At 69.6% G+C, this 26,387-nt stretch carries 25 protein-coding genes; 12 read left to right on the top strand and 13 right to left on the bottom strand.

The annotated features are described in order from the left end of the window. The first annotated feature begins 162 nt into the window (after positions 1-162). Positions 163-699, top strand: coding sequence for a vWA domain-containing protein (locus DS837_RS14815; protein ID WP_149165458.1), 537 nt, complete (start codon positions 163-165; stop codon positions 697-699). Positions 700-720: 21 nt separating this feature from the next. Here the strand turns inward: DS837_RS14815 and DS837_RS14810 are convergent, their stop codons facing one another. Then, on the bottom strand, positions 721-1,041 hold the full coding sequence (locus tag DS837_RS14810) for a hypothetical protein (RefSeq protein ID WP_149165457.1): 321 nt from the start codon (positions 1,039-1,041) through the stop codon (positions 721-723). A gap of 224 nt (positions 1,042-1,265) precedes the next feature. On the opposite strand from DS837_RS14810, the gene DS837_RS14805 reads away from it, so the two are divergent. Then, positions 1,266-4,067, top strand: coding sequence for a [protein-PII] uridylyltransferase (locus tag DS837_RS14805; RefSeq protein WP_149165456.1), 2,802 nt, complete (start codon positions 1,266-1,268; stop codon positions 4,065-4,067). Positions 4,068-4,089: 22 nt separating this feature from the next. On the opposite strand, the gene DS837_RS14800 is transcribed toward DS837_RS14805, so the two are convergent. After that, entirely contained in the window at positions 4,090-4,668 is a 579-nt protein-coding gene (locus tag DS837_RS14800; RefSeq protein ID WP_149165455.1) for a phosphatase PAP2 family protein, read from the bottom strand. A 665-nt stretch (positions 4,669-5,333) separates the two neighbouring features. On the opposite strand from DS837_RS14800, the gene DS837_RS14795 reads away from it, so the two are divergent. Next, entirely contained in the window at positions 5,334-6,266 is a 933-nt protein-coding gene (locus DS837_RS14795; protein ID WP_014238998.1) for a replication protein RepA, read from the top strand. Between the two features lie 96 nt (positions 6,267-6,362). On the opposite strand, the gene DS837_RS14790 is transcribed toward DS837_RS14795, so the two are convergent. From DS837_RS14790 to DS837_RS14780, 3 genes are all read right to left on the bottom strand, one after another. Continuing rightward, a complete protein-coding gene (locus DS837_RS14790) occupies positions 6,363-6,764 on the bottom strand; it encodes a hypothetical protein (RefSeq protein ID WP_149165454.1) in 402 nt (133 codons plus the stop codon). Between the two features lie 198 nt (positions 6,765-6,962). Then, positions 6,963-8,075, bottom strand: coding sequence for an ABC transporter substrate-binding protein (locus tag DS837_RS14785; protein WP_149165453.1), 1,113 nt, complete (start codon positions 8,073-8,075; stop codon positions 6,963-6,965). Between the two features lie 182 nt (positions 8,076-8,257). Further along, the gene (locus DS837_RS14780; protein WP_149165452.1) at positions 8,258-10,780 is read right to left on the bottom strand and encodes an ATP-binding protein; all 2,523 of its coding nucleotides are present in this window, start codon (positions 10,778-10,780) and stop codon (positions 8,258-8,260) included. 194 nt (positions 10,781-10,974) lie between these two features. Between DS837_RS14780 and murJ the strand changes: the two genes are divergently transcribed. From murJ to DS837_RS14765, 3 genes are all read left to right on the top strand, one after another. Beyond that, positions 10,975-12,549: a murein biosynthesis integral membrane protein MurJ gene (murJ, locus tag DS837_RS14775; protein ID WP_149165451.1), complete on the top strand. Its 1,575-nt coding sequence runs from the start codon at positions 10,975-10,977 to the stop codon at positions 12,547-12,549. A 61-nt stretch (positions 12,550-12,610) separates the two neighbouring features. Then, complete coding sequence (gene trpS / locus DS837_RS14770) at positions 12,611-13,609, top strand: tryptophan--tRNA ligase (RefSeq protein ID WP_149165450.1); 999 nt, start codon at positions 12,611-12,613, stop codon at positions 13,607-13,609. 106 nt (positions 13,610-13,715) lie between these two features. Beyond that, positions 13,716-14,333, top strand: coding sequence for a pyroglutamyl-peptidase I (locus DS837_RS14765; protein WP_149165449.1), 618 nt, complete (start codon positions 13,716-13,718; stop codon positions 14,331-14,333). A 21-nt stretch (positions 14,334-14,354) separates the two neighbouring features. On the opposite strand, the gene DS837_RS14760 is transcribed toward DS837_RS14765, so the two are convergent. From DS837_RS14760 to DS837_RS14745, 4 genes are all read right to left on the bottom strand, one after another. Beyond that, complete coding sequence (locus tag DS837_RS14760) at positions 14,355-15,116, bottom strand: YkgJ family cysteine cluster protein (protein ID WP_149165448.1); 762 nt, start codon at positions 15,114-15,116, stop codon at positions 14,355-14,357. 15 nt (positions 15,117-15,131) lie between these two features. Next, entirely contained in the window at positions 15,132-15,611 is a 480-nt protein-coding gene (locus DS837_RS14755; RefSeq protein ID WP_149165447.1) for a YchJ family protein, read from the bottom strand. Between the two features lie 97 nt (positions 15,612-15,708). Next, positions 15,709-16,110 carry a MarR family winged helix-turn-helix transcriptional regulator gene (locus DS837_RS14750; protein WP_149165446.1) on the bottom strand — a complete coding sequence of 134 codons (402 nt, stop codon included), beginning with the start codon at positions 16,108-16,110 and terminating at the stop codon, positions 15,709-15,711. A gap of 394 nt (positions 16,111-16,504) precedes the next feature. After that, on the bottom strand, positions 16,505-16,717 hold the full coding sequence (locus tag DS837_RS14745) for a hypothetical protein (protein ID WP_149165445.1): 213 nt from the start codon (positions 16,715-16,717) through the stop codon (positions 16,505-16,507). 305 nt (positions 16,718-17,022) lie between these two features. Here DS837_RS14745 and catB point away from each other — a divergent pair, with 305 nt between their 5' ends. Next, complete coding sequence (catB, locus tag DS837_RS14740; protein WP_149165444.1) at positions 17,023-17,658, top strand: type B chloramphenicol O-acetyltransferase; 636 nt, start codon at positions 17,023-17,025, stop codon at positions 17,656-17,658. A 48-nt stretch (positions 17,659-17,706) separates the two neighbouring features. On the opposite strand, the gene DS837_RS14735 is transcribed toward catB, so the two are convergent. Beyond that, complete coding sequence (locus tag DS837_RS14735) at positions 17,707-18,405, bottom strand: TetR/AcrR family transcriptional regulator (protein WP_149165443.1); 699 nt, start codon at positions 18,403-18,405, stop codon at positions 17,707-17,709. A gap of 147 nt (positions 18,406-18,552) precedes the next feature. Here DS837_RS14735 and DS837_RS14730 point away from each other — a divergent pair, with 147 nt between their 5' ends. From DS837_RS14730 to DS837_RS14720, 3 genes are all read left to right on the top strand, one after another. Then, positions 18,553-19,305 carry an SDR family oxidoreductase gene (locus tag DS837_RS14730; RefSeq protein WP_211102234.1) on the top strand — a complete coding sequence of 251 codons (753 nt, stop codon included), beginning with the start codon at positions 18,553-18,555 and terminating at the stop codon, positions 19,303-19,305. Between the two features lie 207 nt (positions 19,306-19,512). Further along, a complete protein-coding gene (locus tag DS837_RS14725; protein ID WP_149165442.1) occupies positions 19,513-20,718 on the top strand; it encodes an OpgC family protein in 1,206 nt (401 codons plus the stop codon). A 156-nt stretch (positions 20,719-20,874) separates the two neighbouring features. After that, positions 20,875-22,380: an alpha/beta hydrolase gene (locus DS837_RS14720; protein WP_149165441.1), complete on the top strand. Its 1,506-nt coding sequence runs from the start codon at positions 20,875-20,877 to the stop codon at positions 22,378-22,380. Between the two features lie 3 nt (positions 22,381-22,383). Here DS837_RS14720 and speE read toward each other — a convergent pair whose 3' ends face one another. Next, on the bottom strand, positions 22,384-23,244 hold the full coding sequence (gene speE / locus DS837_RS14715) for a polyamine aminopropyltransferase (RefSeq protein WP_149165440.1): 861 nt from the start codon (positions 23,242-23,244) through the stop codon (positions 22,384-22,386). Next, positions 23,241-23,654 (bottom strand): adenosylmethionine decarboxylase, encoded by a 414-nt coding sequence (gene speD, locus DS837_RS14710; RefSeq protein WP_425599252.1) that lies wholly within the window; start codon positions 23,652-23,654, stop codon positions 23,241-23,243. The genes speE and speD overlap by 4 nt, the downstream gene beginning before the upstream one ends. Before the next feature lie 305 nt (positions 23,655-23,959). Here speD and DS837_RS14705 point away from each other — a divergent pair, with 305 nt between their 5' ends. Next, positions 23,960-24,721 (top strand): gamma-glutamyl-gamma-aminobutyrate hydrolase family protein, encoded by a 762-nt coding sequence (locus DS837_RS14705; protein ID WP_149165438.1) that lies wholly within the window; start codon positions 23,960-23,962, stop codon positions 24,719-24,721. 88 nt (positions 24,722-24,809) lie between these two features. Here the strand turns inward: DS837_RS14705 and DS837_RS14700 are convergent, their stop codons facing one another. Continuing rightward, positions 24,810-25,304, bottom strand: coding sequence for a MarR family winged helix-turn-helix transcriptional regulator (locus DS837_RS14700; protein WP_145676155.1), 495 nt, complete (start codon positions 25,302-25,304; stop codon positions 24,810-24,812). A gap of 398 nt (positions 25,305-25,702) precedes the next feature. Between DS837_RS14700 and DS837_RS14695 the strand changes: the two genes are divergently transcribed. After that, a complete protein-coding gene (locus DS837_RS14695; RefSeq protein WP_149165437.1) occupies positions 25,703-26,386 on the top strand; it encodes a fumarylacetoacetate hydrolase family protein in 684 nt (227 codons plus the stop codon). Position 26,387: the final 1 nt, after the last annotated feature.

Here is a 26,387-nt window from a genome sequence, read left to right as displayed (position 1 = left end):
AAATGGCGGCGGGCGCGTCGGACACAGGTCTTCAACCGGTTGCGTTGTGGCGGGCAAGGTCGGGCCGGCACCCTAGCACGCCCGCGCTGGTGCCGCGATGACCGCTTCGTTAGACTGTTCGATGCCCGTAGAACGAGCAAGCCGAAGCCGAAGGAGACCGCCGTGACGCAAGCGCCCGAGAACACAGATGGCCCGACCACGAACGGCCAGGACACCGTCCGGGAGGTGCGCGAGGTCGTTGCCCTGTTCAAGACCCGCGAGGCCTTCGACAAGGCCGTGTCCGCCCTTCTGGACGCCGGATTTGACCGCGACGACCTGTCGGTGCTGGCCAGCCACACCTCGCTGGAGGCCGCCGACCAGCGCCCGCAGGCCCCGACGGACGAGGCCCTGACCGGTCTGGTGGGTGAGCTGAAATACGCCTTCCCCCTGACCACCGCCGGGCTTCTCGCCATCGTCGGCGGCCCGATCGCCGCGCCGCTGGCGGCCATCGTCGCCGCCGGCCTGGGCGGCGTCGCCATCAAGGACTACCTGGACGAACTGACCAGCCACCCCGACACCGACGAGTTCGGCCGCGCGCTGGAGGCCGGTGGCGTCATCCTGTGGGTGCGCACCGCCGAGGTGGAGGACGAGGTGGAGGCCGCCGAGATCCTGGAGCGCAACGGCGGCGCCAACATCCACCTGTCGGTGCGCGAGGAGTAAGACGGGAAGAAACGCCGTGCGTCAGGCGGCGCGGGCGCGCCTCTCGCCGCCGCCGCCCACCACGGTCAGGCCGCGCAGGCGGAACTGCGCCCGCACCACCGCGGCCCAGCCCTTGCGGATCTGGGCGATCTTGTCGGCGTCGGAAGCCCTGGCGTCGGTGGCGGTGCCACAGATCTCGAACAGAAGCGCGTCGCCGATGGAGCCGGGGCACAGCGCCAGGGCGTGCACCAGCCAGGCCATCAGCTCGGCCGGGGTGTGACGCGGCAGGCCGCGCTCCGCCAGGGTCAGGGCGTTCCCGAGGTTCGCCAGCTCCCGCCGTGCCGTTCCGGGGTTCGGGATCATCAATGGCCTCCCTCGCGCGTGTCTCACGGATGACTCCTTATCTCTTCGGAACGGAGCGCGTCAGTGACGGCCATCACAGCAGCGTTCCAAGGGGATCATGCAGGAAACAGACGGCAGCCTCTTTTGGTGTGCCGCGTGCGAATTATCCTCTTTCCCGTTATAGTCGGGACGCCGCACGGTTCGTCGCACCCCATCGCATTCCTGGGAAGGCTCACGTTTTGTCGATGCTCTCCACCCGCGCCGCCTCCGCCGACGCGTCCGACACCAAGGACGCCGGCACCGCCAACATCCCCAACAAGCGCGCCATCTTGTCCCGGCGCAAGCTGGCGGAGGACCTGGAGAAGCTGGTGGCGGAGCATGGGACCGGCGACAAGCTGCGCCCCGCCCTGATCGCCCGGCTGCGCGGCGCGCTGAACGACGGACGGGCGGAGGTGCGCGCCCGCTTCGAGGCCAAGGGATCGGGCGAGGACTGCGTGCGGCAGAACTGCTACCTCGCCGACGGGGTGGTGCGCTCGCTGGCCGACCTCACGGTCACCCACATCTTTCCAACCCCCAACCCGACCGCCGGCGAGGTGTTCGACATCGTCGCCACCGGCGGCTACGGCCGGGGCGAGCTGGCGCCCTTCTCCGACATCGACCTGCTGTTCCTGCTGCCCTACAAGCGCACCCCGCGGGTGGAGCAGGTCGTGGAGTACATGCTCTACATCCTGTGGGATCTCGGGCTGAAGGTCGGCCACGCGGTGCGCAGCGTCGACGACTGCATCCGCCAGTCCAAGGCCGACGTGACCATCCGCACGGCCATCCTGGAATCGCGCTACCTCTGGGGTCCGCGCAAGCTGTTCACCGAGCTGCGCCGCCGCTTCGACCGCGAGGTGGTGGCCGGCTCCGGGCCGGAGTTCGTCGAGGCCAAGCTGGCCGAGCGCGACAACCGCCACCTGAAGCTGGGCGACAGCCGCTATGTGCTGGAACCCAACCTGAAGGACGGCAAGGGGGGCCTGCGCGATCTGCAGACCCTGTTCTGGATCGCCAAGTATCTGTACCGGGTCGAGGACGTCGACGATCTGGTCGGCAAGAAGGTGCTGCTGCCGGAGGAGGCGCAGCGCTTCGCCAAGGCGCAGAACTTCCTGTGGACCGCGCGCTGCCACCTGCACTACCTGACCGGTCGCATGGAGGACCGGATGACCTTCGACGTGCAGACGTCGATCGGCAACCGCATGGGCTACACCGACCACGCCGGGACCAAGGGCGTGGAGCGCTTCATGAAGCATTATTTCCTGGTCGCCAAGGACGTCGGCGACCTGACCCGCATCTTCTGCGCGGCGCTGGAGGCGGAATCGAAGCGCCCGCCCAAGTTCAACATCCTGCGGCTGGCGGCACTGGCCCGCCGCAAGGACGTGGACGGCTTCGTGGTGGACGGCGAGCGGCTGAACGTCCGCAGCGACCGCCAGTTCAAGGACGAACCGCTGGACATGATCCGGCTGTTCCACACCGCCCAGCAGAACGACATCGACATCCACCCCAACGCGCTGCGCGCCATCACGCGCTCGCTGTCGGTGGTGGGGCCGAAGCTGCGCGCCGACCTGGAGGCCAACCGGCTGTTCCTGGAGATCCTGACCGGCCGCAAGGACCCGGAGATCACGCTGCGCCGCATGAACGAGGCCGGCGTGCTGGCCCGCTTCATCCCCGACTTCGGGCGGGTGGTCGCGCAGATGCAGTACGACATGTACCACGTCTACACGGTGGACGAGCACACGCTGTTCGCGCTGGGCATCCTGCACAAGATCGAGATGGGCGAGCTGACCGAAGAGCTGCCGCTGTCGTCGGAGGTGATCCACAAGGTGGTGTCGCGGCGCGCGCTCTATGTCGCCGTGCTGCTGCACGACATCGCCAAGGGCCGCGGCGGCGACCATTCCATCCTCGGCGCGCGGGTGGCGGAGAAGCTGTGCCCGCGGCTCGGCCTGACGGCGGAGGAGACGGAGACGGTGGCTTGGCTGGTGCGCTGGCACCTCGCCATGTCCTACACCGCCTTCAAGCGCGACCTGGAGGACGACAAGACGGTGCGCGACTTCGTCTCGCTCGTCCAGTCGCCGGAGCGGCTGCGCCTGCTGCTGGTGCTGACGGTGGCGGACATCCGGGCGGTCGGGCCGCAGCGCTGGAACAACTGGAAGGCCACACTGCTGCGCGAACTCTACAACCGCTCGGAGGAGGTGATGTCCGGCGGCCTGTCGGTCGAAGGGCGCGGGCGCCGCATCCAGGCCGCCCAGGCGGCGCTGCGGGACGAGCTGTCCGACTTCGACGACGCCGATTTCGAGCGGCACCTCGCGCTCGGCTACCCCGCCTATTGGCTGGCTTTCGACGCGGAGACGCTGGGCCGGCAGGCGCGGCTGGTTCGCGAGGCGCTGCGCGACGAACGGCCGCTGACCGTCAACACGCGCATCGACCGCGGCCGGGCGATCACCGAGGTGACGATCTTCGCCACCGACCACCACGGCCTGTTCTCCCGCCTCGCCGGGGCGCTGGCGGCGGCGGGGGCGGACATCGTGGACGCCCGCATCTTCACCATGACCAACGGCATGGCGCTGGACGTCTTCACCGTGCAGGACGCGGCGGGCGGCGGCGCCTTCGAGAGCGGCGACAAGCTCGCGAAGCTGTCGGTGATGATCGAGAAGGTGCTGTCCGGCCAGTTGAAGCCGCTGCACGACCTGACCAAGCGCAAGGCCCCGCACGCCAGCCGCACCCGCGTCTTCCACGTGCCGCCGCGCGTGCTGATCGACAACAACGCCTCGACCACCCACACGGTGATCGAGGTCAACGGGCGCGACCGTCCCGGCCTGCTCTACGACCTGACCCGCGCGCTGACCAACCTGACGCTTCAGATCTCGTCGGCGAAGATCTCGACCTATGGCGAGAAGGCCATCGACGTCTTCTATGTAAAGGACGTCTTCGGCCTGAAGGTCACCCACGAGAGCAAGCTGGCCCAGATCCGCGAGCGGCTGCTGCACGCGCTCGCCGATCCGGCGGGGTGAGGACGGGCCGGGAACTCCGGCTTCAGGACAGCCGGTCCTCCGCCCAGCCGTCGAGCGCCTTGGCGGCCAGACCGGCCAGCACGCCGGTCGCCATGCCGGCGGCGTAGTCGGACGCCCAGTGCCGTTCGGTGGCGAGGCTCGACCAGCCCACCGCCGCGGCGAAGCCCAGGCTGACCATGGTCGCCGGGGACAAGCCGCGGTTCAGCCCGACCGCGGTGGTCAGCGCCGACACGTTGATGGCGTGGCCGGAGGGGAAGGAGGCGTGCTTGCCGTCGGCCTTGCCCCAGCGGCTGGGGTCGCGACCCTCGTTCGGGCGGACGCGGCAGACGACGCGCTTGATCCCCTTGCCGGCCACCGTCCCCAGCGCGATGGCGAGCAGCCCCTGCCGGGCGAGGCGCGACCAGCCCGGCTTCTCCATGCCCAGCCCGGCGGCCCACAGCGCCCCCAGGGCCGGCATCAGCACCATGCGGGAACTGGGCACCTGGAGCCCGTCGCGCAGGGCCGGCGCCTCCGCGCCCAGGGCGACGGCCTTGCGGTGGGCGGTTCCGTCCAGCCCGTTCACGCCGTCCAGCACGCGGCCCGTGAAACCCTCGTCGCTCATGTCGCGGATCTCCCAAAGCACGCCCCCGTCGCCGCGGAGGCCAAGCGTAAAACAGCCGCGCTGCCGTTTCGTGCCCGCATGGTCCCGCAAGGCAGGGGTGCCGCCTTGGCAACCTTGGCAATCGCCGACCGTTTCAACGTCCCTCTCCCGCCCCGGGAGAGGGTGGCGCCAAAGGCGCCGGGTGAGGGTCGCACGAGAAGCCAAAGGCTGACCCTCAGCGACACCCTCACCCTTCCCACGCTGCGCGTGGGCCCCTTCCCTCTCTCATCCCGGGAGAGGGTGGAGTCGGCGATTGCCAAACCGGCCCACCGCGGCGCCTTGGCAATCGCCGACCACCGGCCCAGACATTGGCCAGACATCGCCAAGACCACCCCAAGAAATGCCGAGTCGCGACTCGCCCAGCCCGCCCGGCCTTGGCAATCGCCGACCAATGCCCGAGTCGCCTTAAGTCTGGGCCGAGTCACCGATGATTCCCACAAGGTCCCTTGGCGAACGCCGACGAGTCTTCTGGCAATCGCCGACGCACCCCCGAGTCGTCCCCAGGCAATCGCCGACCTAGCAAATAGACTCCAGCAATTAGGTCTCAATTAGCCTCGTCGGCGATCGCCAAATGGACTCTCCCGGCGGTGCATGATCGACTGCAGGCAGAATGGACGGGGGGACCTATGGGCGACGTGCACCAACTCATCATGACGCATGGCCGGCGCGAGGCGCGGAACCTCGTGGACCCGAAGCGGGCCAGCGTCGTCGATGTCGCGGCGGCGGTGCTGGAGGACGAGTCCAACGCGCTGGGCATCACCTATTCCGGTTTCTGCCTGACCAGCCTGCCCCACCGCAAGCTGGCGCCGGACGCCGAATGGCGCCGCGACCAGGGCCGCGTCACCCTGCTGGTCGAGCCGGGCAAGGAGCGCAAGCGCGACGGCAGCCTGATGCCGGTCGGCGTCCCCTACGGCGCCAAGGCGCGGCTGATCCTGCTCTATCTCCAGACCCGCGCCATCCAGGACAACAGCCGCGAGATCGAGCTGGGCCGCTCGATGAACGACTGGCTCGACCGCATGGGCGTGTCGGCCGGCGGCTCGACCTACAAGGCGGTGCAGGAGCAGGCGACCCGCATCAACCTGTGCCGCCTGACCTTCTTCTGGGACAAGGACGGCGCGGAGGGCTTCGCCAAGGAGAACATCGTCAACGGCGGCATCCGCCTGCGCGACGACGACGGCCAGGGCACGCTGTGGCGCGAGACGGTGCAGTTGTCGGAAACCTTCTTCGCCGCGCTGAAGCGCTCCCCCGTGCCGATCTGGGAGCCGGCGATCCGCCACATCGGCGGCTGCTCCATGGCGATCGACGTCTATGTCTGGCTGGCCTACCGGCTGCACGTGCTGCGCGACCCGATTCCGGTGACCTGGAAGGCGCTCTTCACGCAGTTCGGCGGCGGCTACAAGGAGTTGAAGCACTTCAAGCCGGAGTTCCGGGTGGCGCTGGATCTGGCGCTGGCCGTCTACGAGGCCGCGCGGGTGGAGTTCTCCGACACCGGCGTCCTGCTCTACCCGTCGCCACCGCCGATTCCGGAGCGCAAGATCCTGCCCGCCGCGCGCGGGTAAGTCGGCGATTGCCAACCCGCCCGGCTCCGGAATCGGAGTCGGCGATTGCCAGGGGCCGAAGCGCCATCCTCCCCAGGCAGACGAGCGGGGCTTTGCCTAACCCGCCTTGAAGGCCTGCAGACTGCCGCCTTCCCGCGCGTAGATCTGCATCGGACGGCACGTCTCGTCCGTATTGATGATGAGCACGCCGGGTTTGTCCCGCGAATACAGCCAGATCTCGTATTGCGACACCCGCCCGCCCGGTCCGGTGCGCAATTCGCTGTAGACCGCGGCCCGGAACTGCTCCACCGGAATCCCCTCACCCGCCAGGACGGACGCGACCTGACGATTGCAGGCGCCCCGCACCAAGCCGTTCAGCGCCTCCACCGCCCCGGGGGCGGGCTCCGTGCTGCGCGGCGGAGCGAGGCCGGCGCAGGCGCCGAGGCCGAGCAGGCCGGCGCACAGGATGACCCCGGCGGTCCTGCGATTGCGCGAACGGCGTCCGGCGTGGCGATGCATCGCGGCCTCCCTGCCCAATGGCGGTGTTCGTGGCGGTGTTCGGTTACCTCTGCCCAAACACGGGAACGGGCAAAAGGTTCGCACCCAGCCCTTGGCAATCACCGACCATCCCGAATCCGCCGGGCAGAAAAAAGGCAGACAGAAAAAAGGCGGGGCGCAACGGCCCCGCCTTTCTTCCTTGGAATCGGCCGGATGAACTCAGTCCACCTGGACCTTCTCGCCGTTCTTCCAGGCCCAGAACACGTAGCCCGGCTGCTTCAGGTCGCCCTTCTCGTCGAAGGACAGCGAACCGACCACCGTGTCGAAGGACGGGCCGGCGCGCAGCGCCTTCGCCACGGCGTCGGACTTGGCGCTGTTGGCCTTCTGCACGGCCTCGGCGTAGGTCTGCACCGCGGCGTAGGCGAACAGGGTGAAGCCGTCGGTGCGGATGTTCTTGGCCTGCAGGGCCTCCACCACCGGCTTGGCGGCGGGGTTGCGCTGCGGGTCGGGGGAGAAGGTGAACAGCGTGCCTTCCGCCGTGTCGCCGGCGATGTTCCAGTAGGACTGCGGCTGGATGCCGTCGGCGCCGATGATCTGCGGGCGGAACTGCTGGTCGGCCGCCTGGCGGGCGATCAGGCCCAGTTCCTGGTCGTAGCCGCCGTAATAGAGCACGTCCACCCCGTCCGACTTCAGGCGGGTGATGAGAGCGGAATAGTCCTTCTCCCCCGCGGTGATGCTGGTGAAGGCGGCCTCGGTGATGCCGGCGGCGTTCAGCCGGCGCTTCACGTCGTCGGCAAGGCCCTGGCCGTAGGCCTGCTTGTCGTGGACGATGGCGACCTTCTTGCCCTTGTAGCGGTCGGCGATCAGCTTCGCCGCCACCTCGCCCTGCTGGTCGTCGCGGCCGCAGACGCGGAAGACGTTCTTCAGGCCGCGGTCGGTGAGCTGCGGGCTGGTCGCGGTGGGGGAGATCATCACGATCCCCTCCTCGCCATAGACGTTGGAGGCGGCGATCGAGGCGCCGGAGCAGACATGGCCGATCACCGCGGCCACGTTCTGGCTCACCAGCTTGTTGGCGGCGGCCACCGCCTGCTTGGCGTCGCAGGCGTCGTCGGCGATGGTCAGCACCAGCTTCTGGCCCAGCAGCCCGCCCTTGGCGTTGATGTCGGCCACGGCGGCCTCGACGCCGGCCCGGGTCTGCTCGCCATAGGCGGCGGCGGCGCCGGTCATCGGACCGGCCAGCGCGATGGTGATGTCGGCCTGGGCGGCCCCGGCCCACAAGCCGGCCCCCAGGGCGACGGCGGCGGCGGTCACAGCCAGCTTCGCACGGATCATGGGTGGATTCCTCTCTCCGGGAACGGGTTCTTTTTATCGAACGCTTTTGGGTCGGAGACCGCGGACGCCGCCTCCGAAACAGGCAAACAAGCAAAGGGACGGGTTTGGCGCAATGGGCAAACAGGCACAGGCTGCCGCACGCCCGGCGCATGACACGGCCTTCGGGATGGCGATGTACCGGTTCAGTCGACCAGTTCGCGCTGCGCGGGGCCGGGCGACGGCTCGTTCAGGGCCAGAGCCGTCGGAGCCAGAGCCGTCGGAGCCAGGGCCAGGGCGATGGCCCGGTGCAGATCGTCGGCCAGAACAGGCTTGTGCAGGATGCTGAACTGGCCGGCCTCGGCCTCCGCCAGACGCTCCGGGGCGGTGTCGCCGGTCACCAGGATGCCGGGGATCGGGCGCTTCGACCGCCGGCGCACCTCGCGGATGGTCTCGGTGCCGGTGTGCCCCTCGCCCAGCCGGTAGTCGGCGACGATCACGTCCGGATCGGGGTGGCGGCGCAGCGCCTCCACCGCCTCGCCGAAGCTGGCGGTGGGAAACGCCTCGTGCCCCCATTGCCGGATCATCGCGCACAGCCCCTCGCGGACGATGGGGTCGTCCTCGACCACCAGCACGCGGGCGCCGGCCCGCATGCGGGCGGTCACGGGAAAGTCCCCCGGCAGCGTCTCGGCCGGGGCGGGAGGAGCGGCGAGCGGCACCTCCACCCGGAAGACCGATCCCCGCCCCGGTTCGGAGCGCAGGCTGACCGGGTGATCGAGCATGCGGGCCAGCCGGCGCACGACGGCGAGCCCCAGCCCGAGCCCCTGGTCGCGGTCGCGGCTGGCGTTCCCGACCTGCACGAACTCGTGGAAGATGTCCTCCTGCCGGTCGGTCGGGATGCCGATGCCGGTGTCCCACACCTCGATCCGCAGCACCGCGCCGCGCCGCCGGCAACCGACCAGGATGCGCCCGCGGTTGGTGTAGCGCAGCGCGTTTTCAACGAGGTTCTGAAGGATGCGGCCCAGCAGCATCGGGTCGCTGTCCACATGGGCCCCGCAGGGCATGATGTGCAGCAGCAGACCCTTGCGCACCGCCACCGGCCGGCTGTTGGCGGCGATGCGGTCCAGCAGATCCGTCACCGGGAAGACCATACGCTTCGGCTCCACCGCCCCGGCCTCCAGCCGCGACACGTCCAGCAGCCCGTCGAGCAGCATCTTCAGGGCGCCCAGCGCGCGGTCCATGGTGGTCAGGATCTTGCGCATGGCGGGGTCGGTGGCGCGGGTGGACAGCGCCTCCATCAGCAGCATCAGCGACTGCACGGGCTGGCGCAGGTCGTGGCTGGCCGCCGCCAGGAACTTCGACTTGCCGATGTTGGCCCGGTCGGCCTCCCGCCGCGCCTCGGCCAGCGCGGCCTGGGCGGTCTTGTGCTCGGTGATGTCGCGGACGGTGGCGATCACGCTGACCAGCCGCCCGCCGGCGCCGCGCACCGGCGAAGCGCGCAACTCCAGCCAGACCTCCGGCGCGTCGCCTTCCAGACCCGTGCCTGGACGCAGGAACTCCGCCCGCATGTCCCCGGCGTCCTCAGCGCCGTCGCACAGCGGGGACAGGCCCATCTCATCCCCCATCAGGCCAGCCAGCACGTCCCGCGCGGCGCGCCCGTCGGCGGCGCCCGGAGCGATCCCCATCAGCCGGGCGAAGGCGGGGTTGGTGTAGACCACCGGCGAGCCGGGGCGGGTGGCGTCGGCGATCAGGATGCCGTCGCCGCTCCATTCCATGGCGCGGTTGCGGATGCGCAGCGCCCGGTCGCCGTGGCGGCGGCGCTGAAGCTCCACCAGGAAGGCGGTGGTGAACAGCAGGATCACCGCGGTGGTGGCGGCGGCCCAGATGATGGAATAGAAGCGGTTCTGCCGCCACGCGCCGAACACCGTCTCCACCGACTCGCCGACCACCGTCATGAGCGGGTAATCGGCGGAGGCGCGGAAGGCGTAGATGCGCTCCACCCCGTCCACCGGGCTGACGACGCGATGGTGCCGGACCGTTCCGCTGCCGGCCTCCGGCCAGAGACCGGAGCTGCGGAAGCTGCGCCCGAACACCTGATCCTGAAGGGCTTGGCGGGCCAGCAGGGGGCCGTCCGCCCGGGCGATGGCGACCGAGCTGTCGCGCGGCAGGTCCAGCCGCCCGTAGAAGCGGGAGAAGATCTCCGCCGGGACGTCGATCACGGCGACGCCGCGGAACGTCCCGTCCGCCCCGTCCAGCCGGCGCGACACCGGGATGAACACGTCCGATGTGCCCGGGCTGACGAAGGGCAGGCCGATGACGAAGCCCTTCTGGTTCCCCTTCCGGTGGACGCCGGACTTGTGCCGGGCGAACTCCTCCCACTCCAGCACGGGATTGCGGGTGGTGGTCCGTCCCAAGCCCATGGACAGCCAGCCGTTCCCATCGTAAATCCGGATGGAGGCGGCCAAGCCTTCCTCGAACGACCGCCGGGTGGGAATCAGGAGCGGAATGTCCTTTTCGACATGGGAGGCGACGTCGATCAGAAGATCGTCCAGCCGGCGGAAGGTGGCGATGGCCTGTTCCTCGACCAGCTGCGCCATCGCCGCCGTGTGCTGGCGGGTCGTCTGGTCGAGGAAGCGTTCCTCGCGGTCGATGCGGGTCAGCAGCGTCCACCAGAGCGCCGCGATGGCGACGGCGACCGCAACGGCGGGAAGAACGAGACGGGCCTCCATCCCCCGTGGAAAAGCGATCCATCGTCGCACTGCCGACCTCAAACACTGCCTCACGGACATTATGCGCCAGCCGAACTCCTCCTTCAATGGACAAGCCAGCGACCAATGATACAAAAAGTAGAGGATAATCAAACTTTTGCGGGTTTTTCGCACCGGTCGGCGCGGGGTTGGGCGGCCAATCGGGCCTTTGCCGGATGAGTTTCGCCCGCGCCATCGCCACCGTCGGCAGCCTGACCCTGCTGAGCCGGCTGGCCGGTTTCGCCCGCGACATATTGACCGCGGCGGTGCTCGGCGCCGGGCCGGTGGCCGACGCCTTCTTCGTGGCGCTGAAGCTGCCGAACTTCTTCCGCCGCCTGTTCGCGGAGGGGGCCTTCAGCGTCGCCTTCGTCCCGCTGTTCGCGGCGGAGCTTCAGCGCAACGGCCGCGCCGCCGCGGTGGCCTTCGCCGAGCAGGCGCTGGCGGTCCTGCTGACGGTGCTGCTGCCCTTCACCGCCCTGGCCATCCTGGCGATGCCCGCGCTGATGCACGTCCTGGCGCCGGGCTTCGTGGACGAGCCGGCGAAGTTCGCGCTGGCCGTCGACATGGCGCGGCTGACCTTCCCCTATCTGACGCTGATTTCCCTGGTGGCGCTGCTGGGCGGCGTGCTGAACGCGCTGGACCGCTTCGGCCCCTTCGCCGCCGCCCCCATCGCCTTCAATCTGACGCTGATCGCCGCCCTGCTGACCGCGCCGCGTCTGGGGCTGGAGCCGGGGCGGGCGATGGCTGCGGCGGTGACGCTGTCGGGCGTGGTTCAGCTGGTCTGGATGGGCTGGGCCTGCCGGGCGGCGGGGGTGACGCTGCGCCTGACGTGGCCGCGGATGACCGAGGGGATGCGCCGCCTGTTCCGGCTGGTCGGGCCGGGGGCCATCGGCGCCGGGGTCATGCAGATCAACCTGTTCCTGAACGTCGTGCTGGCCTCGCTGCTGCCGTCGGGCGCGGTGTCCTTCCTCTATTACGCCGACCGGCTGAACCAGATGCCGCTGGGCGTCATCGGCATCGCCATCGGCACCGCGCTGCTGCCCGTGCTCGCCCGCCACGCCGCGGCGGGGGACGAGCGGATGGTCCGCCACTACCTCAGCCGTGCCTTGGAGTTCAGCCTGCTGCTCGGCCTGCCGGCGGCGGTGGCGCTGGGCGTCGCCGGGGCGCCCATCGTGTCGGTGCTGTTCGAGCGCGGCGCCTTCGGCCCGGCGGAGGCGCAGGCGACGGCCTGGGCGCTGGCCGCCTACGCCATCGGCATCCCCGCCCATGTCATCGTCAAGGCGCTGAACGCCGCCTTCTTCGCCCGCCAGGACACGGCGACCCCGGTGCGCGTCGCCGTGGTGGTGACGCTCGCCAACCTGGCGCTGGGCATCGCGCTGATGCCGGTGCTGGGCCATGTCGGGATCGCACTGGCCACCGGGCTGACCGCCTGGCTGAACCTCGCCCTGCTGGCCGGGGCGCTGCGCCGCCGCGGGTTCCTGCAGCTGGACGAGCGCTTCCTCGGCCGCGCGCCGCGCATCGCCGCGGCGGCGCTGGGCATGGGGGCGGCGCTGCTGGCCGGCGCGTCGGCCCTGGCGCCGGGGCTGGAGGCGGCGTCCACGCTGGTCCGCTTCGGCGCCCTGGCCCTGCTGGTCGGCGGCGGCGTGGCGGTGTTCGGAACACTGGCGCAGCTGACCGGGGCCACCGATCTGGCCGACCTGAAGGGCTTCCTGCGCAAGGACACTCCGGAATTGGAGCCGCCCGTGTCTTGACCCCGCCCGGTTCCGGGGCGATAACAGCCGCCTTCCAGAAGTTTCGAGCGAGAGTCCTCCCGTGAACCGCATCTTCTCCGGCATGCAGCCGACCCGGCAGCTTCACCTCGGCAACTATCTGGGGGCGCTGCGGAACTGGGTCGAGCTGCAGAACAGCTACGAGTGCATCTTCTGCGTCGTCGACCTGCACGCGCTGACCATCGACCAGGACGCGGAGGTCCTGCGCAACAACATCCGCGAGGTCACCGCGGCCTACATCGCCGCCGGCATCGACCCGGAGAAGAACATCCTCTTCAACCAGTCCTTCGTCCCGGCCCATTCGGAGCTGGCCTGGATTCTCTCCTGCCACACGCCGCTCGGCTGGCTGAACCGCATGACGCAGTTCAAGGAGAAGGCCGGCAAGCAGAAGGACATGGCGAACCTCGGCCTCTATTCCTACCCGGTGCTGATGGCCGCCGACATTCTGCTCTACAAGGCCACCCACGTCCCGGTGGGCGAGGACCAGAAGCAGCATCTGGAGCTGGCCCGCGACATCGCCGGCGCCTTCAACCGCCGCTACGACACCGAGTTCTTCCCGCTGCCCGAGCCGCAGATCCTGGGCGAGGCGACGCGCGTGATGTCCTTGCGCGACGGCACCAAGAAGATGAGCAAGTCGGACGAGTCCGAATATTCGCGCATCAACATGACCGACGACGCCGACACCATCGCGACGAAGATCCGCAAGGCCAAGACCGATCCGGAGCCGCTGCCGGACAACGTCGCCGACCTGGAGAAGCGTCCGGAGGCCGACAACCTCGTGACCATCTACGCCGCCCTGTCCAGCCAGACGCGCGAGCAGACGGTGCAGCAGTTCGCGGGCGCCCAATTCTCCGGCTTCAAGGCGGCGCTGGTCGATCTGTCGGTCGCCAAGCTGGCGCCGATGACCACCCGCATGAAGGAGCTTCTCGACGACAAGGCCGAGATCGACCGCCTGCTGCGCCGCGGCGGCGAGCGCGCGGCGGCCATCGCCGAGACGAACCTGAACGGCGTGAAGGACATCATCGGTCTTCTGCGTCCCTGAACCAAAGTGATCGGGTTCAGCCTTCTTAGCCCTCTCCCCTCTGGGGAGAGGGGATTTGGAACGCGATAGTTTTGGTCTCTGTCCCACCGACCGAAAGGCGTCCGCCGTGACGGCTCCCATCCTGCTCACCGGGTTCCAGCCCTTTGGGGATCACGCCGTCAACCCGGCGGCGCTCCTCATGGAGCGGCTGGCCGGCGAGCCGGGGGTCGTCACCGCGATCCTGCCCGTCGAATACGACGCCTGCGGCGCCGCCTTCGCCGCCCTGCTGGAGGAGCACCAGCCCGCCGCCGCCCTGTGCTTCGGGCTGGCCGCCGGGTCCGAATACATCAAGATCGAGCGGCTGGCCTGGAACCGCGACGAGAGCGAGCAGGCCGACAACGCCGGGGTGGTGCGCACCGACGACGCCATCGAGCCGGACGGACCGACCGCCTACGGCTCCACCCTGCCGGTCCCCACGCTGGTCCGCGAGCTGGCCATCGCCGGGCTGCCGGTGACCTTCAGCGACCACGCCGGCGGCTTCGTCTGCAACCACCTGTTCTACCGCGCCCGCCACGCGATCGAGACGGCGGACCTCGACGTTCCCATGGGCTTCGTCCACCTGCCGCCGCTGCCGGAACAGGTCGCCGGCCAAACGGGCCGCTCCGGCCTGCCGCTGGACCTTCAGGAGCGGGCGGTGCGCGTGCTGGTCGGGCTGCTGCGCCAGGGGCTGGGGATCGCCGCCTGATCCGCCAGCATCACCCCGCGATCAGGGGCGCTGCGCCAGCCGCTCCATCTCCTTCGCCCAGCCTGCGTAGTTCTTGTGGAACTCCGCCAGCGCCGGATCGTTCCGGGTGCGCTCGGCCATCGCCTGCATCAGCGGCGCCTGGGCCGCCGCCAGCTCCCGCGCGTCGGTCCGCCGGGTCGCCGTGAGGAAGGAGGACAGGCTGGTCACCAGCTTTCCCCCCGCCGGGGCCGCCGCCATCTTCGCCAGATCGTTGACGATCCACGGCATGTATTTCAGCACATAGTCGGCGTAGGTGCGCATGACCGGTGCCTGCTCCAGCAACTCGGCGCGCTCCCGGTCGAAGTCCGCACGGTCGAGGATGGCGTGGTTGCGGTAGACGACCGGCGCCTCCGCCGAGACGTCGCACTCCCAGCCCTTGCGCGGGACCAGCAGGTCGGCCTGATCCTTCTCCTCGCGGTAGGGGTAGAAGGGCATGGTCCGGCAGCGCGACGGCTTGTCGGCGTGAACACCGCAAAGATTGTCCGGCTGGAGCGCCGGGCAGGGAAAGTGGTTCGGCAGATAGGCGCTGGGCTGGATCAGCACCGCCACCGTCTTGCGGTTGGGCAGGCGCACGGTCGTGCCCAGCCGGGTGGCGAGGTCGTAGGATTTCGCGTTCGACCGCACCACCGTCCAGACCAGCGCCAGCGGGAAGCGCACGGCGTGGGCCACCGCGTCCGTGAGCGTCAGCGGCAGCAGCCCGTGGCAGCATTTTCCGCAGGCGGTGCAGGCGAAGCGCGGTTCCATGATCCGGGTCCGCCCTCAGCGGCCGCAGCAGGCCTTGAACTTCTTCCCCGACCCGCAGGGGCAGGGCTCGTTGCGGCCCACCTTGACGACCCGGCGCGGCTCGCCCTTCGGGTTCACCTCGCCGGCGCTGTAGAGCCACTGGCCGTCGATACGGCGGAACGAGGCCCGCTCGTGGTGGCGCATGTCCTGGCCGTCGCGACGGAACTGGATCAGGAACTCGACGGTCCCCTCGTCGCCCTCCTCCGTCGCGCGCAGCACCTCCAGCCGCTGCCAGTCGCACTCGTCGGCCACCCGCTCCGCCTCGGCGCGGTTGAAGTCCTCGCGGATCTCCGGCGCGTGGGTGCGCTCCACATGGTCGAGGTCGTGGCGCACGAAGGCGGTGTAGCGCGACCGCATCAGCGCCTCGGCCGTCGCGGCGGGCGCGCCGGCCAGGATCGGGCCGCAGCAGGTCTCGAAGGAAAGGCCGGAACAGCAGGGGCAGGCGGAGGAGGTCATGGCGCGCGGGTCCGTCGGTGGGTCCGGGGCTGGTGTGGCAGGACAGGCCACCCCGGTCAAGCGCTGCGGACCAAACACAACGGACGGACAGGGTAACTCAGGCCGAACGGGCGCGGCGCGGTTCGGACGGGGTGTGGACCGTCGGTGTCACGATGGCGCGCAGTTGCTCAAGGAACGCGCGGCCGGTGTCGGTGAGCGTGACGATCTTGCGGCGGCGTTCGCGCGGGTCTTCCTGGGCCTGGACGAGGTCGAGTCCGGCCTTCCCGAAGCTGTGCCAGCGGCTGAGTGCCGCGACGTTGCGCGACGCGGAGGATTGAGCGATGCCCAGGCGTTCCGCAAGCTCGCCGATGGAAATCCCTTCGTTCTGCGCGATCGTCATGAAGGACAGCGCGTACTGGATCGGCAGGTCGGGATCGAGCTTGCGAAACGCCTCGAGCACATGGACGACGGTGGTCACCTCGTCAGGGCGAACCTCGTCAGGGCAAATATGGGCCGGCATCAGCGACCCTCCCCGAGCGAGGACCCCATCGGGCCGGTGTGTAGATGATGTTCAGGCGTCCAAGCCATATCACGAATTCCCCGTTATCCCGCCGGGCGTCGAAAAAACGATCCGGAGAGGCCCAGTGGGCGTGCTCAACGAAGACCGAACGACCGCAAAACCCCAAAAAGACACACATGGCTTCCTCTCGATATCCGGAATTCGCGTTCCAATGCGCTGGGTTGAAGAAGGGAGCCGTTAGCTCGCCGGGTGGTATGGGCGGACCAATCGCCCTGTCGGCGATTCGGGGTGGTGGGTACGATGGCTTTCATCGTGGTCTCCGTGGGTTGAAGGAAGGCATGGGTTGAAGGAAGGCGCGGCCCCGAAGGGAAACCGCAGGATCGGGTATCGCCTGTCAGCGATACGCTTGCAACGTCAAAAATGACCGGGCATCCGAAAGGTTCCGCTCCCGGATGTGTTGAGCCGGACTGTAGCCCGCTTCGGTTCCGTCCAGCCCGCCATCAAATCCAATGTCGCGCCGCAGATGGGCGCTCAGCGTCTCCACGCCGGCATCGTCGCCGTCGCGGTCCAGCCACTGCCGCAGCAGGGCGTTCCACAAGGTCTGCATGACTCCTCTCCTTGGTGCAGAGGAGCAATTAATCCGCTATCGGATGATTTCCGTCAAGTCCGATTACCGCCCGCCGGACCAAGCGGTCGGGCTGCTCCGCCTTCCCCCCTTGGCGATCCGCATTTTCCGCCCTATAGAGTCACGTCATGAAGGCGACCCCAAGTACCACCCGCATCGCGCTCTGACGCGTCCGACGCGCAGAGCCTGAACGCGCGCGACCCGGAGGGGAGCGCGCGGTGTCCGTCTGCGCCCGCGCGCAGGCGAAAAGCCGCCGGATCGGCGGCTCACAGGCCGTGAGTGGTTTGATGGAAAACGTCTTCGAAAGCCCGTTCAAGGGCATCGTGCTGGACAAGCAGGTCACCAACCCGAACATCGTCGTTGGCCGCTACAGCTATTATTCCGGCTATTACCATGGCCACAGCTTCGACGACTGCGCCCGGTTTCTTCCTCCGGACGAGGGCGTCGACAAGCTGGTGATCGGCAGCTTCTGCTCGATCGGGTCCGGCGCGGCCTTCATCATGGCGGGCAACCAAGGCCACCGGAACGATTGGATCAGCACCTTTCCCTTCTTCTGGATGCCCGAGGTGCCGGCCTTCGCCGGCGCGCGGAACGGCTATCAACCGGCCGGCGACACGGTGATCGGCAACGACGTCTGGATCGGTTCGGAGGCCATCGTCATGCCCGGCGTCACCATCGGCGACGGCGCCGTGATCGGCACGAGGGCGCTGGTGACGCGCGACGTCGAGCCTTACGCGATCGTCGGCGGCAACCCCGCCCGGGTGATCCGCAAGCGCTTCGACGACGCTCTCATCGCGCTGCTGCTTGAGATGAGGTGGTGGGATTGGTCCGACGACCAGTTGCAGGGCGCCATGCCGATCCTGACCAGCGGCGACGTCGCGCTCCTGCACCGCCATTGGCGCGATGTGATCGAACGCGACTGACGGCCACCGGACCGCTTCGCCTGTTCACCCCGGAACAGGCGAAGCGGCTCAGGAGGCGGGTTGGGGGGCCGGGCGGCCGCCGACGCGGGCGTCCCAGCCCTGCATCGCGACCTCGGCCACGGCCTCCAGTTCGGCGCGCTCAGCGCCGTCGCGGGCGAGGATCGACATGCCGGCCTGCACCGTCTGCACGAAGCGGGCGAGCGCGTGGAGATCGACCGAGGCCGGGATCTCGCCCTCGGCCACGGCGCGTGTCAAACGCTCCGTCAGGATGCCGACCGCCGAGGCGCGCGCCGACCGCAACACTTCACCCAGTTCGGCGTGCCCCTCGCTGCCGACCGCGGAGAGCGTCACCATGCAGCCGCGCGGGATATCCCCGCGGCAGCCGGTGAGCGCCGCGGCCGAGTCCATCAGCAGGCCCATGACCGCCTCGCGGGCGGTGCCGGCGGTGAAGAAGCGCCCCCAGACCAGCCCCTCGTAGCTTTTGCGGTAATGGTTCACCGCTTCGAGATAGAGCGCCTCCTTCGAGCCGAAGGCGGCGTAGAGGCTGGGCGAGCCGATCCCCATGGCCTCCGTCAGGTCGGCGATGGAGGTCGCCTCGTAGCCCTTGCTCCAGAACAGGCGGGTCGCCTGGGTCAGGGCAGCCTCGCGGTCGAAGGCGCGCGGCCGTCCGCGCCCGCGGGCGGGCGGCGTGCCGGCCGTCTGGACGGTCCTGTCGTCGGTGGGCGGGGTCGGGCGTGATTTCTGCATCGATCACTATTTAATCCCGCCGCCGCGTGAGGACAATGCCTCGGACAGCGTCGTTCTATTTTTGTGTCGATCAATACAAAAAACATTGACCGAGGCGCCGAACGGTTCTAGCTGTTTCTGTATCGAACGACACAGAAAGGCTGGATCATGGTTGAGCCGATTGGCGAATTGGTTGGCAAGCGCGCCCTGGTGACCGGCGGTTCGCGGGGCATCGGCGCCGCCATCGCGCTGGCGCTCGCCGACAAGGGCGCGGAGGTGGCGATCTCCTACGAGCGGTCGGCCGAGCGCGCCGCCGAGGTGGTCCGGGCGATCGAGGCGAAGGGGCGGCGCGCGGTCGCCATCCAGGCCGACAGCGCCGATCCGGCGGCCATGGCGGCCCTGGTCGGCCGGACGGTGGAGGCGCTTGGCGGCCTCGACATCCTGGTCAACAACGCCGGCATCGCCCGCCAGGGCATGGTCGCCGAGATGAGCCTCGCCGACATCGACGCGCTTCTGAACGTCAACGTGCGCGCGGCGGTGCTGGTGGCGCAGGCGGCCATCCCGCATCTCAAGGGCGGGGGGCGCATCGTTTTCATCGGGTCGTGCCTCGCCGACCGCATCACCGCCCCGGGCGTCACCGTCTATTCGATGACCAAGTCGGCGCAGATCGCCCTGACGCACGGCCTCGCCCGCGAACTCGGCCCGCGCGACATCACGGTCAATCTGGTCCAGCCGGGGGCGACCGACACCGACATGAATCCGGCGAACGGCGATCATGCCGAAATCCTGCGCTCGCAGACGCCGCTCGGCCGCTACGGCAAGCCGGAGGACGTGGCGGCGGCCGTCGCCTTCCTGGCCAGCCCGGCGGCCCGCCAGATCTCCGGGGCCACCCTGACGGTGGACGGCGGCCTGAACGCCTGACGCCGCAATCGGTTCGGGGAAGCCTTTGTTCGAAAAGGCGCCCCGGACGGCACCGGCCAAGGAATAACCATTCGTTAACGACGAATATGGGGCGACCCGAGGAGCGCCAACACCGACGCCAGCAACGGAGACGCCTCAGATGCGGCACGCACCGATGAGAACGGCCGATTCCCCCGCCACCCGGCCGTCGCCGCGGGGTGGCGCCCGATGAGCCGTTCCGCGACGCTCGACGGGTTGCGGGGGTATTTCCTCGTCTTCATGATGGTGAACCATGTGGTGCTCGCCGGCGGCGTGCTGCTCGCCAAGGTCAACCACGCCGAACTCGGCTATGTTCAGGACGCTCAGGGCTTCGTGCTGCTGTCGGGAATCGTCGCCGGGATGTACTACACCCGCGTCTGGACCCAGCGCTCCCCCGAGGCGGCGCGGCGGCGCTTGTTCGCCCGCGCCCGCGAGTTGTACGTGTCGACCATGCTGGTGATCGCGCTGGTCACCGCCATGGTGGTGCTGGTCCCCGGCGCGCGGGAGCCGCTGGGCGGCTTCCTCGGGCATCTGGCCGGACTGGAGCCCGGCACCCTGCTGGCGAGCGCGCTCCTTCTGCACTCCCCGACCTTCACGGATCTGCTGATCCAGTACATCCTCTACCTCGCGGCGACACCGCTGCTGCTCCGCCTGATCCTCGACGGCCACGCCCGCAAGGTCGCGCTGGGCAGCGCCGCGCTGTGGGCCGCCGTGCAGATGGGCTTGCATGTCCCGGTGCTGAGCGCGCTCGACGCCGGGCTGGGGCGGCTCAGCGACGGGCTGGCAGTGCGCGGGCCGTTCAACCCGCTCGCTTGGCAGGTGCTCTACGTCGCGGGTCTGCTGATCGGCAGCGCCGTGCAGCGGGGCCGCTTCGACGCCGACCGCTGGTTCCCGGTCGAGCGGCCGCCCTGGCTGGTTCCGGCGCTGGTCACCGTGGTGGTCTGCGCGGCTTGGCATCTGTCCTTCGTCCATGAGCTGGTCGGCCCGATCGTCGGCGAGCGTTTCCTGCGCTACGTCGACCGCACCGAGTTCAGCCTCGTCTACCTCGCGAACTTCGCGGCGCTGGCCTATGCCGTGTCCTGGCTGCTCATCGCCGGCCCGCGGTCGTCCCACCCGGTCGCCGCCGGCACCGCCCGGCTGCTCACCGCGCTGTTCACCCTGCCCTTCCTCCGGCTGCTGGGGCGGCACTCGCTGCAGGTCTATCTGTTCCACGTGCTGGTGGCCTACGCGATCCTGCTGATCGACCTGTTCGGCGGCCCGTTCAACCAGCTCACCAAGGCGGTCCTGCTGCTCGCCGGCGTCGCCAGCCTCGCCATCCCCGCCCTGTGGCGCGAGCGGAGCCGCGGCAAGCCGGCGGAGCGGGGCGCCGTCCGGATGGGCCCGTCGCGAAGCTGAGGGTGCGAGGGCGCGGACGGACAGGACCCGTCTTGTCCTGGACAAGCCCGCCCCGCTGGGTCAAAGAGAAAGCATCAAAAGTGGTGGGACCGGTGGAAGGGCCATCGCCCGGCCGATCCCGGCCCGCCCTTGCGCTGCTGAGGACGATCGACCCGCGTGACGAGACGCGCCCATCATCGGTGGTTCGGAACACTGGCTGCCGCCCTGTTGGCGGTGGCGCTGGCTCCACTGCCAGCCAAGGCCGACCCCCGCTTCGTGCCCGGCCCCTGCTGGTTCTCCGTGCCGGAGGGCGAGGCCGCGCTGTGCGGGACCGTCGGTGTGCCCGACCGGCGCGACCGGCCGGCGACGCGGGCCTTCCGCCTGCCGGTCGTCGTCCTGCTGTCCACCGCCAAGCAGCCATCGCCCGACCCGGTCCTGTTCCTGGAGGGCGGCCCCGGCGCCTCCCCCTTCGGCAGCGGCGAGGCGGTGGAGGAGCGGATGGAGGTGTGGTGGTCGCTGACCGCCGGGTTCCGCCGGTCGCGCCACGTCGTGCTGTTCGACCCGCGCGGCGCCGGGCGGGCCGAGCCGGACACCGACTGCCCGGAGCTGGACGTGCTCGGCGCATCGCCCCGCCTGCGCCCGGTGTCGCGGGACCGCCGCGCCGCGCTGGAGCGCACGGCCATCGCCGCCTGCCGCGACCGCTTCACCGCCGCCGGGCTGGACGGCGCCATGTTCACCACCCCCATCGCCGCCGACGACGCCATGGACGTCGCCGCGGCGCTGGGCGCGCCGCGGGTCAACCTGTTCGCCGTGTCCTACGGCACACGGGTGGCCCTGGAGATCCTGCGGCGCCATGGCGGGCGGGTGCGCGCGGCGGTGCTCGATTCCATCTACCCGCCCGACGTCAACGCGACGGAGGAGGCGCCCTGGCTCGCGCACCGGGCGTTCAAGCGGCTGTTCGACGATTGCGCGGCCAACCGCGTGTGCCGCGCCGCCTATCCGGACCTGGAGCGCCATCTGCTGGAGCTGGTCGAGCGGTTGGGCAAGGCCCCGGTGGACGTGCCGGTGGGCGATCCGGAGATCCCGCGCTGGGCGCGGTTGGACAGCGCCGCTGTCCTGTCGGCCCTGCTGGAGGCGATGGCCGAGGGCGAGAGCGTGCCCCGCCTCCCCGCCCTGATCGAACGGGCGTGGCGCGGCCGGTACGACCGCCTGACCGACTGGGTCCCCGCCCCCTGGCTGGGCGACCCCGACTCGGCGGAGGGCATGGCTTTTTCCATCGAATGCCGGGAGACGGTGACCCCCGCCGACCCGTTGCGGCTGGCCGACGCCGCCCGCCGCTTCGCCCCCTACGGCGCTGTCACCGCCGACGATCCCGGCCGGCGCGTCTGCGCCCAATGGCCCGCCGCCGCGCAGGAGGCGGCGGAGCGGCTGCCGGTGGCCAGCCCGGTGCCGGTGCTTCTGCTGTCCGGCGCCTACGACCCGCTGACCCCGCCGGACTGGGCGGAGCGCGCCGCGGCGACCCTGCCGAAAAGCCGGCATCTCGTCTTCCGCAGCGCCGGGCATCTGGTCACCGCGTCGGACGACTGCGCCGTCGCCGTCGCCACACAGTTCGTGGATTCGGAAGCCCTGCCCGCCAACGCCTGCCCGGCAGCGGCCAAGCCGCCGGGGTTCCAGCCACCCTAAACCCTACTTCAGCGCGTCCAGCATAAAGGCCGGAAGGGCGAAGCTGGCGACGTGGATGTCGGGCGTGTAGTAGCGGGTGGCCAGCCCCGCCGCCGCGAAGCGCGGGCGGATCGCCTCCGCCGTCTGGCGGCGCAGCGCCGCGTCGTCGGTGGCCCAGCCGAAGGCCATGAAGCCCCCGTAGTAGCTGGGCACCGGCGCCACGAAGAAGCCGGCGTCGCCGAACAGCCGGCCCAGCCGCCGATGGCTGTCCTTCAGCTCGCCCGGCTGGAGGAACGGCACGCCGTTCTGGGTGACCAGCACGCCGCCGGGGGTCAGCCGCGCCTTGCAGTCGGCGTAGAAGTCCTCGGTGAAGAGGACGGCGCCCGGCCCGTGGGGGTCGGTGGAATCGACGATGATGACGTCGAACCGCTCCGCCGTCTCCTTGATGAAGGCGCAGCCGTCGGCGATCACCAGATCGGCGCGCGGATCGTCGAAGGCGCCGGCGCTGATGGACGGCAGATGGGCGATGGACAGGTCGACCACCGAGCGGTCGATCTCCACCATCGTCACCCGCTCCACCGCCTTGTGCTCCAGGCAACGGCGCAGCATGCCGCCGTCGCCGCCACCGACGATCAGGACGCGGCGGACCCGCCCATGCGCCAGGATCGGTACATGGGTCAGCATCTCGTGATAGACGAACTCGTCGCCTTCGGTGGTCTGGACGACCCCGTCGAGCGCCATCACGCGGCCCAGGACCGGGTTCTCGAAGATCACCAGGTCCTGGAGGCCGGTGCGGTCGCGGTGCAGGACGCGGCCCATGCGCAGGCGCTGGGCCACGTCCGTATGCAACGTCTCGTCGTACCAGCCGGAGCCGGAGTCGCTCATGACCCGGTTTCGCCGCGCAGCAGCTCGTCGCACTTCACGCCCGTGGGCTTGAAGGCGCGCTCCAGCACCGGGATGGCCTTCGTGGGCTGGGCGTCGCCGCACATGAAGATGTCCAGGGCGGCGTAGCCGCGTTCCGGCCAGGTGTGGATGCTGATGTGCGACTCGGCGAGCACCGCCACGCCGGAGATGCCGCCGTTCGGCGTGAAATGGTGAAGGTGGATGTGCAGGAGCGTCGCCCCCGCCACTTCCACGGACTCGATCAGCGTGGAACGGACATGGTCCAGCTCGTCCAGACGTTCGGCGCCCCACAGATCGACGATCAGGTGCGTGCCGGCGCAGACCTTGCCATCGCGGACGATGAAATGGTCCTTGCTGTCGTCTTGAGATTCTCTCCAGGGACCAGAAGTCACGTTGGTCCGGTTGGAGATTTGACCTTCCGTTTGGGCTTTCCTTGGATCGCTTCCCAAGTCCATCCCCAATTGGAAGAGAGAAGCGGTCTTCGCCATCGTTCTCCCCCATCAGCAGATGTTCCGCGCAAATGGCGCGGAGGAGGGGGGCATATGGGACAAATTCGCATGCGAATCAACACAATTCTGTCCCTGCATCCCCTTTGTGCTTGGCCGCGGCGCTCTGGCGCGGCGCGCGGCGCGGGCGCATAATCGCCTGTCCGCCGCCGTCCGGAGCGGTTCGAAGGGTCCTTCTGGAGTTCATTGCCATGAACCGCAAACCGCTGATCGGCGTTCCCGCCTGCACCCGCATGATGGGCGAGCATCCCTTCCACGTCGTCGGCGACAAGTATGTGCGCGCGGTGTCGGACGGGGCCGGCGGCATGCCGCTGCTGATCCCGGCGCTGGGGACGGCGCTGGACATGGACGAGGTGGCGGGACGGCTCGACGGGCTGCTGGTCACCGGAAGCCCGTCGAACGTCGAGCCGCACCGCTACGGCGGCTCGCTCAGCGCGCCGGGCACTCTGCACGACCCCGAGCGCGACGACACCACCCTGCCGCTGATCCGCGCCGCGCTGGAGATGGGCGTGCCGTTGCTGGGCATCTGCCGCGGCTTTCAGGAGTTGAACGTGGCGCTGGGCGGCACGCTGCACCAGCGGGTGCACGAGGTGCCGGGCTATGCCAACCACCGCGAGGACAAGGAGGCGCCGCTGGCCGTGCAGTACGGGCCGTCGCACAGCGTGAGGCTGACCCCCGGCGGCGTTCTGGAAAGGCTGGCCGGCGGCGAGGCTGCGGTGACCGTCAACTCCCTGCACGGGCAGGGCATCGACCGGCTGGCCGACGGGCTGATCGTGGAGGCGATGGCCGAGGACGGGCTGGTCGAGGCGGTGCGGGTGGCGGGGGCGCCGGCCTTCGCGCTGGCCGTGCAATGGCACCCGGAATGGCGGTTCTGGGAGAACCCGTTGTCGGCGGCGATCCTGCGCGCCTTCGGAAGCGCCGCCGCCGACCGGGCGCGGCGGCGTCTTTCCTGAAAGATGGTTTCAGGACAATAGATTAGGTCAACAATCGGCGAGTGCCGCGTGCCCAGGATTTGGGCACGCCGCCCTTACCCCAACGGCGTCAGCCGGCCCGCGAGATGCGGCGGAGGAAGTCGATGAGCTGCGCCTGCTCCTCGGCCGAGAGATCCTTCACCATGGCCTTGTCATGGGCCTGGATGCGCGGAATCAGCTCGTCCAGCAGCTTCTCCCCTTCCGGGGACAGGCGGAGCGCGTAGGAGCGGCGGTCGTTGGGCGAGGGCGCCCGGATGACGAGGCCGCGCGACTCGAGCCGGTCGATGACCGCGACCATGGTCGAACGGTCGATGCCCACCGCCGAGCCCAGGTCGGACTGCGACAAGCCCTCGTTCTCCTTGATCATGATCAGGACGCCGAATTGCCCCGGCGTCATGTCGTGGGGCGCCACGGCGTTCTGGAAGCTCTGGAACACGGCCACCTGCGCCTTGCGCAGATTGTAGCCGACGAGCTCCGGCAGAGGGCCGAGGGCCATCTTTCCGGACTTGCTCGGACGCTGGCGGGTGCGCCGGTCCGAGGGGGTGGGGCGGTCGATGTCGGTCAACGTGAAAGCCGTCGTTTATTGACTAGTCTATTGGTCGTGTAAAATGCAGGCAGGTGCCGATTTTGTCAGCAAGAACCACACAATCCGCATCATATGCATGGCACCCATTCCCGCTACGCATTGGTTCCGCCCGGAAGCGGCTCCACCTCTAGCCCTATGAAGTGATCGCGCTCCTGACCCCGGCCCCCCCGGAAACAGGCATGCCGGCGCGGTTGCCCGCCGACGGTTCATTCCCCTGCCGCAGACGGGTTCCGAAAACGGAGCTTCCGACGCCCGGTCCCCCCCAGGCCGGGCGTCTTCGCGCCAAAGCCCCGGCCCGACGGCTGGGGCTTTTTTCTGGTGCTCTTTCCGGTAGGGTGGGTGCCCGAACCGCACCCCACCGAAAAGAAAGGCGCGCCATGGCCTACGCCATTCCCCTGTGGCCCCAGCCCACCGTTCCGGTCGCCGGCGGCGATCCGTTCCCGGTCCGCCGCATCTACTGCGTCGGCCGCAACTACGCCGCCCACGCGCGCGAGATGGGCGCCGATCCGGACCGCGAGCCGCCATTCTTCTTCATGAAGCCCGCCGACGCCATCGTCGCCGACGGCACCGCCATCCCCTACCCGCCCCGGACCGCCAACCTGCACCATGAGATCGAGCTGGTCGTGGCCATCGGCACCGGCGGGCGCGACATCGCGGTGGAGCGCGCGCTGGACCATGTCTACGGCTATGGCGTGGGGCTGGACATGACCCGCCGCGACCTGCAGAACGCGGCGAAGAAGGAAGGCAAGCCCTGGGACATGGGCAAGGGCTTCGACCAGTCCGCCCCCTGCGGCACGCTGCGCCGCGCCGCCGACATCGGGCACCCCGACACGGGGTCGGTGACGCTGTCGGTCAACGGCGAACTGCGCCAGAAGGGCGACCTGTCGGACCTGATCTGGTCCGTGTCCGAAACGATTTCCTACCTGTCGGGTCTGGTCGAGCTGCAGCCGGGCGACCTGATCTACACCGGCACGCCGGAGGGCGTCGGCCCGGTGGTCGCCGGCGACCGGCTGGAGGGCGCGGTCGAGGGCGTCGGCTCCATCGCCGTCACCATCGCCTGAC

Origin of the sequence: Azospirillum brasilense (genome assembly GCF_008365405.1) — a bacterium.
Lineage (GTDB): Bacteria > Pseudomonadota > Alphaproteobacteria > Azospirillales > Azospirillaceae > Azospirillum > Azospirillum brasilense_D.
The sequence above is the reverse complement of the archived record's forward strand: the minus strand, read 5'-3'. Positions and strand labels throughout refer to the sequence as shown.

Bases quoted from the DNA above. Each gene is read 5' to 3' on its own strand.
- DS837_RS14785 (WP_149165453.1), bottom strand. From the start codon at position 8,075: ATGATCCGTGCGAAGCTGGCTGTGACCGCCGCCGCCGTCGCCCTGGGG.
- DS837_RS14705 (WP_149165438.1), top strand. From the start codon at position 23,960: ATGAACCGCAAACCGCTGATCGGCGTTCCCGCCTGCACCCGCATGATG.
- DS837_RS14805 (WP_149165456.1), top strand. From the start codon at position 1,266: ATGCTCTCCACCCGCGCCGCCTCCGCCGACGCGTCCGACACCAAGGAC.
- DS837_RS14810 (WP_149165457.1), bottom strand. From the start codon at position 1,041: ATGATCCCGAACCCCGGAACGGCACGGCGGGAGCTGGCGAACCTCGGG.
- DS837_RS14695 (WP_149165437.1), top strand. From the start codon at position 25,703: ATGGCCTACGCCATTCCCCTGTGGCCCCAGCCCACCGTTCCGGTCGCC.
- DS837_RS14760 (WP_149165448.1), bottom strand. From the start codon at position 15,116: ATGGAACCGCGCTTCGCCTGCACCGCCTGCGGAAAATGCTGCCACGGG.
- catB (WP_149165444.1), top strand. From the start codon at position 17,023: ATGGAAAACGTCTTCGAAAGCCCGTTCAAGGGCATCGTGCTGGACAAG.
- DS837_RS14790 (WP_149165454.1), bottom strand. From the start codon at position 6,764: ATGCATCGCCACGCCGGACGCCGTTCGCGCAATCGCAGGACCGCCGGG.
- speE (WP_149165440.1), bottom strand. From the start codon at position 23,244: ATGAGCGACTCCGGCTCCGGCTGGTACGACGAGACGTTGCATACGGAC.
- DS837_RS14800 (WP_149165455.1), bottom strand. From the start codon at position 4,668: ATGAGCGACGAGGGTTTCACGGGCCGCGTGCTGGACGGCGTGAACGGG.
- DS837_RS14795 (WP_014238998.1), top strand. From the start codon at position 5,334: ATGGGCGACGTGCACCAACTCATCATGACGCATGGCCGGCGCGAGGCG.
- DS837_RS14735 (WP_149165443.1), bottom strand. From the start codon at position 18,405: ATGCAGAAATCACGCCCGACCCCGCCCACCGACGACAGGACCGTCCAG.
- DS837_RS14725 (WP_149165442.1), top strand. From the start codon at position 19,513: ATGAGCCGTTCCGCGACGCTCGACGGGTTGCGGGGGTATTTCCTCGTC.
- DS837_RS14755 (WP_149165447.1), bottom strand. From the start codon at position 15,611: ATGACCTCCTCCGCCTGCCCCTGCTGTTCCGGCCTTTCCTTCGAGACC.
- DS837_RS14730 (WP_211102234.1), top strand. From the start codon at position 18,553: ATGGTTGAGCCGATTGGCGAATTGGTTGGCAAGCGCGCCCTGGTGACC.
- DS837_RS14750 (WP_149165446.1), bottom strand. From the start codon at position 16,110: ATGCCGGCCCATATTTGCCCTGACGAGGTTCGCCCTGACGAGGTGACC.
- DS837_RS14745 (WP_149165445.1), bottom strand. From the start codon at position 16,717: ATGCAGACCTTGTGGAACGCCCTGCTGCGGCAGTGGCTGGACCGCGAC.
- DS837_RS14780 (WP_149165452.1), bottom strand. From the start codon at position 10,780: ATGGAGGCCCGTCTCGTTCTTCCCGCCGTTGCGGTCGCCGTCGCCATC.
- murJ (WP_149165451.1), top strand. From the start codon at position 10,975: ATGAGTTTCGCCCGCGCCATCGCCACCGTCGGCAGCCTGACCCTGCTG.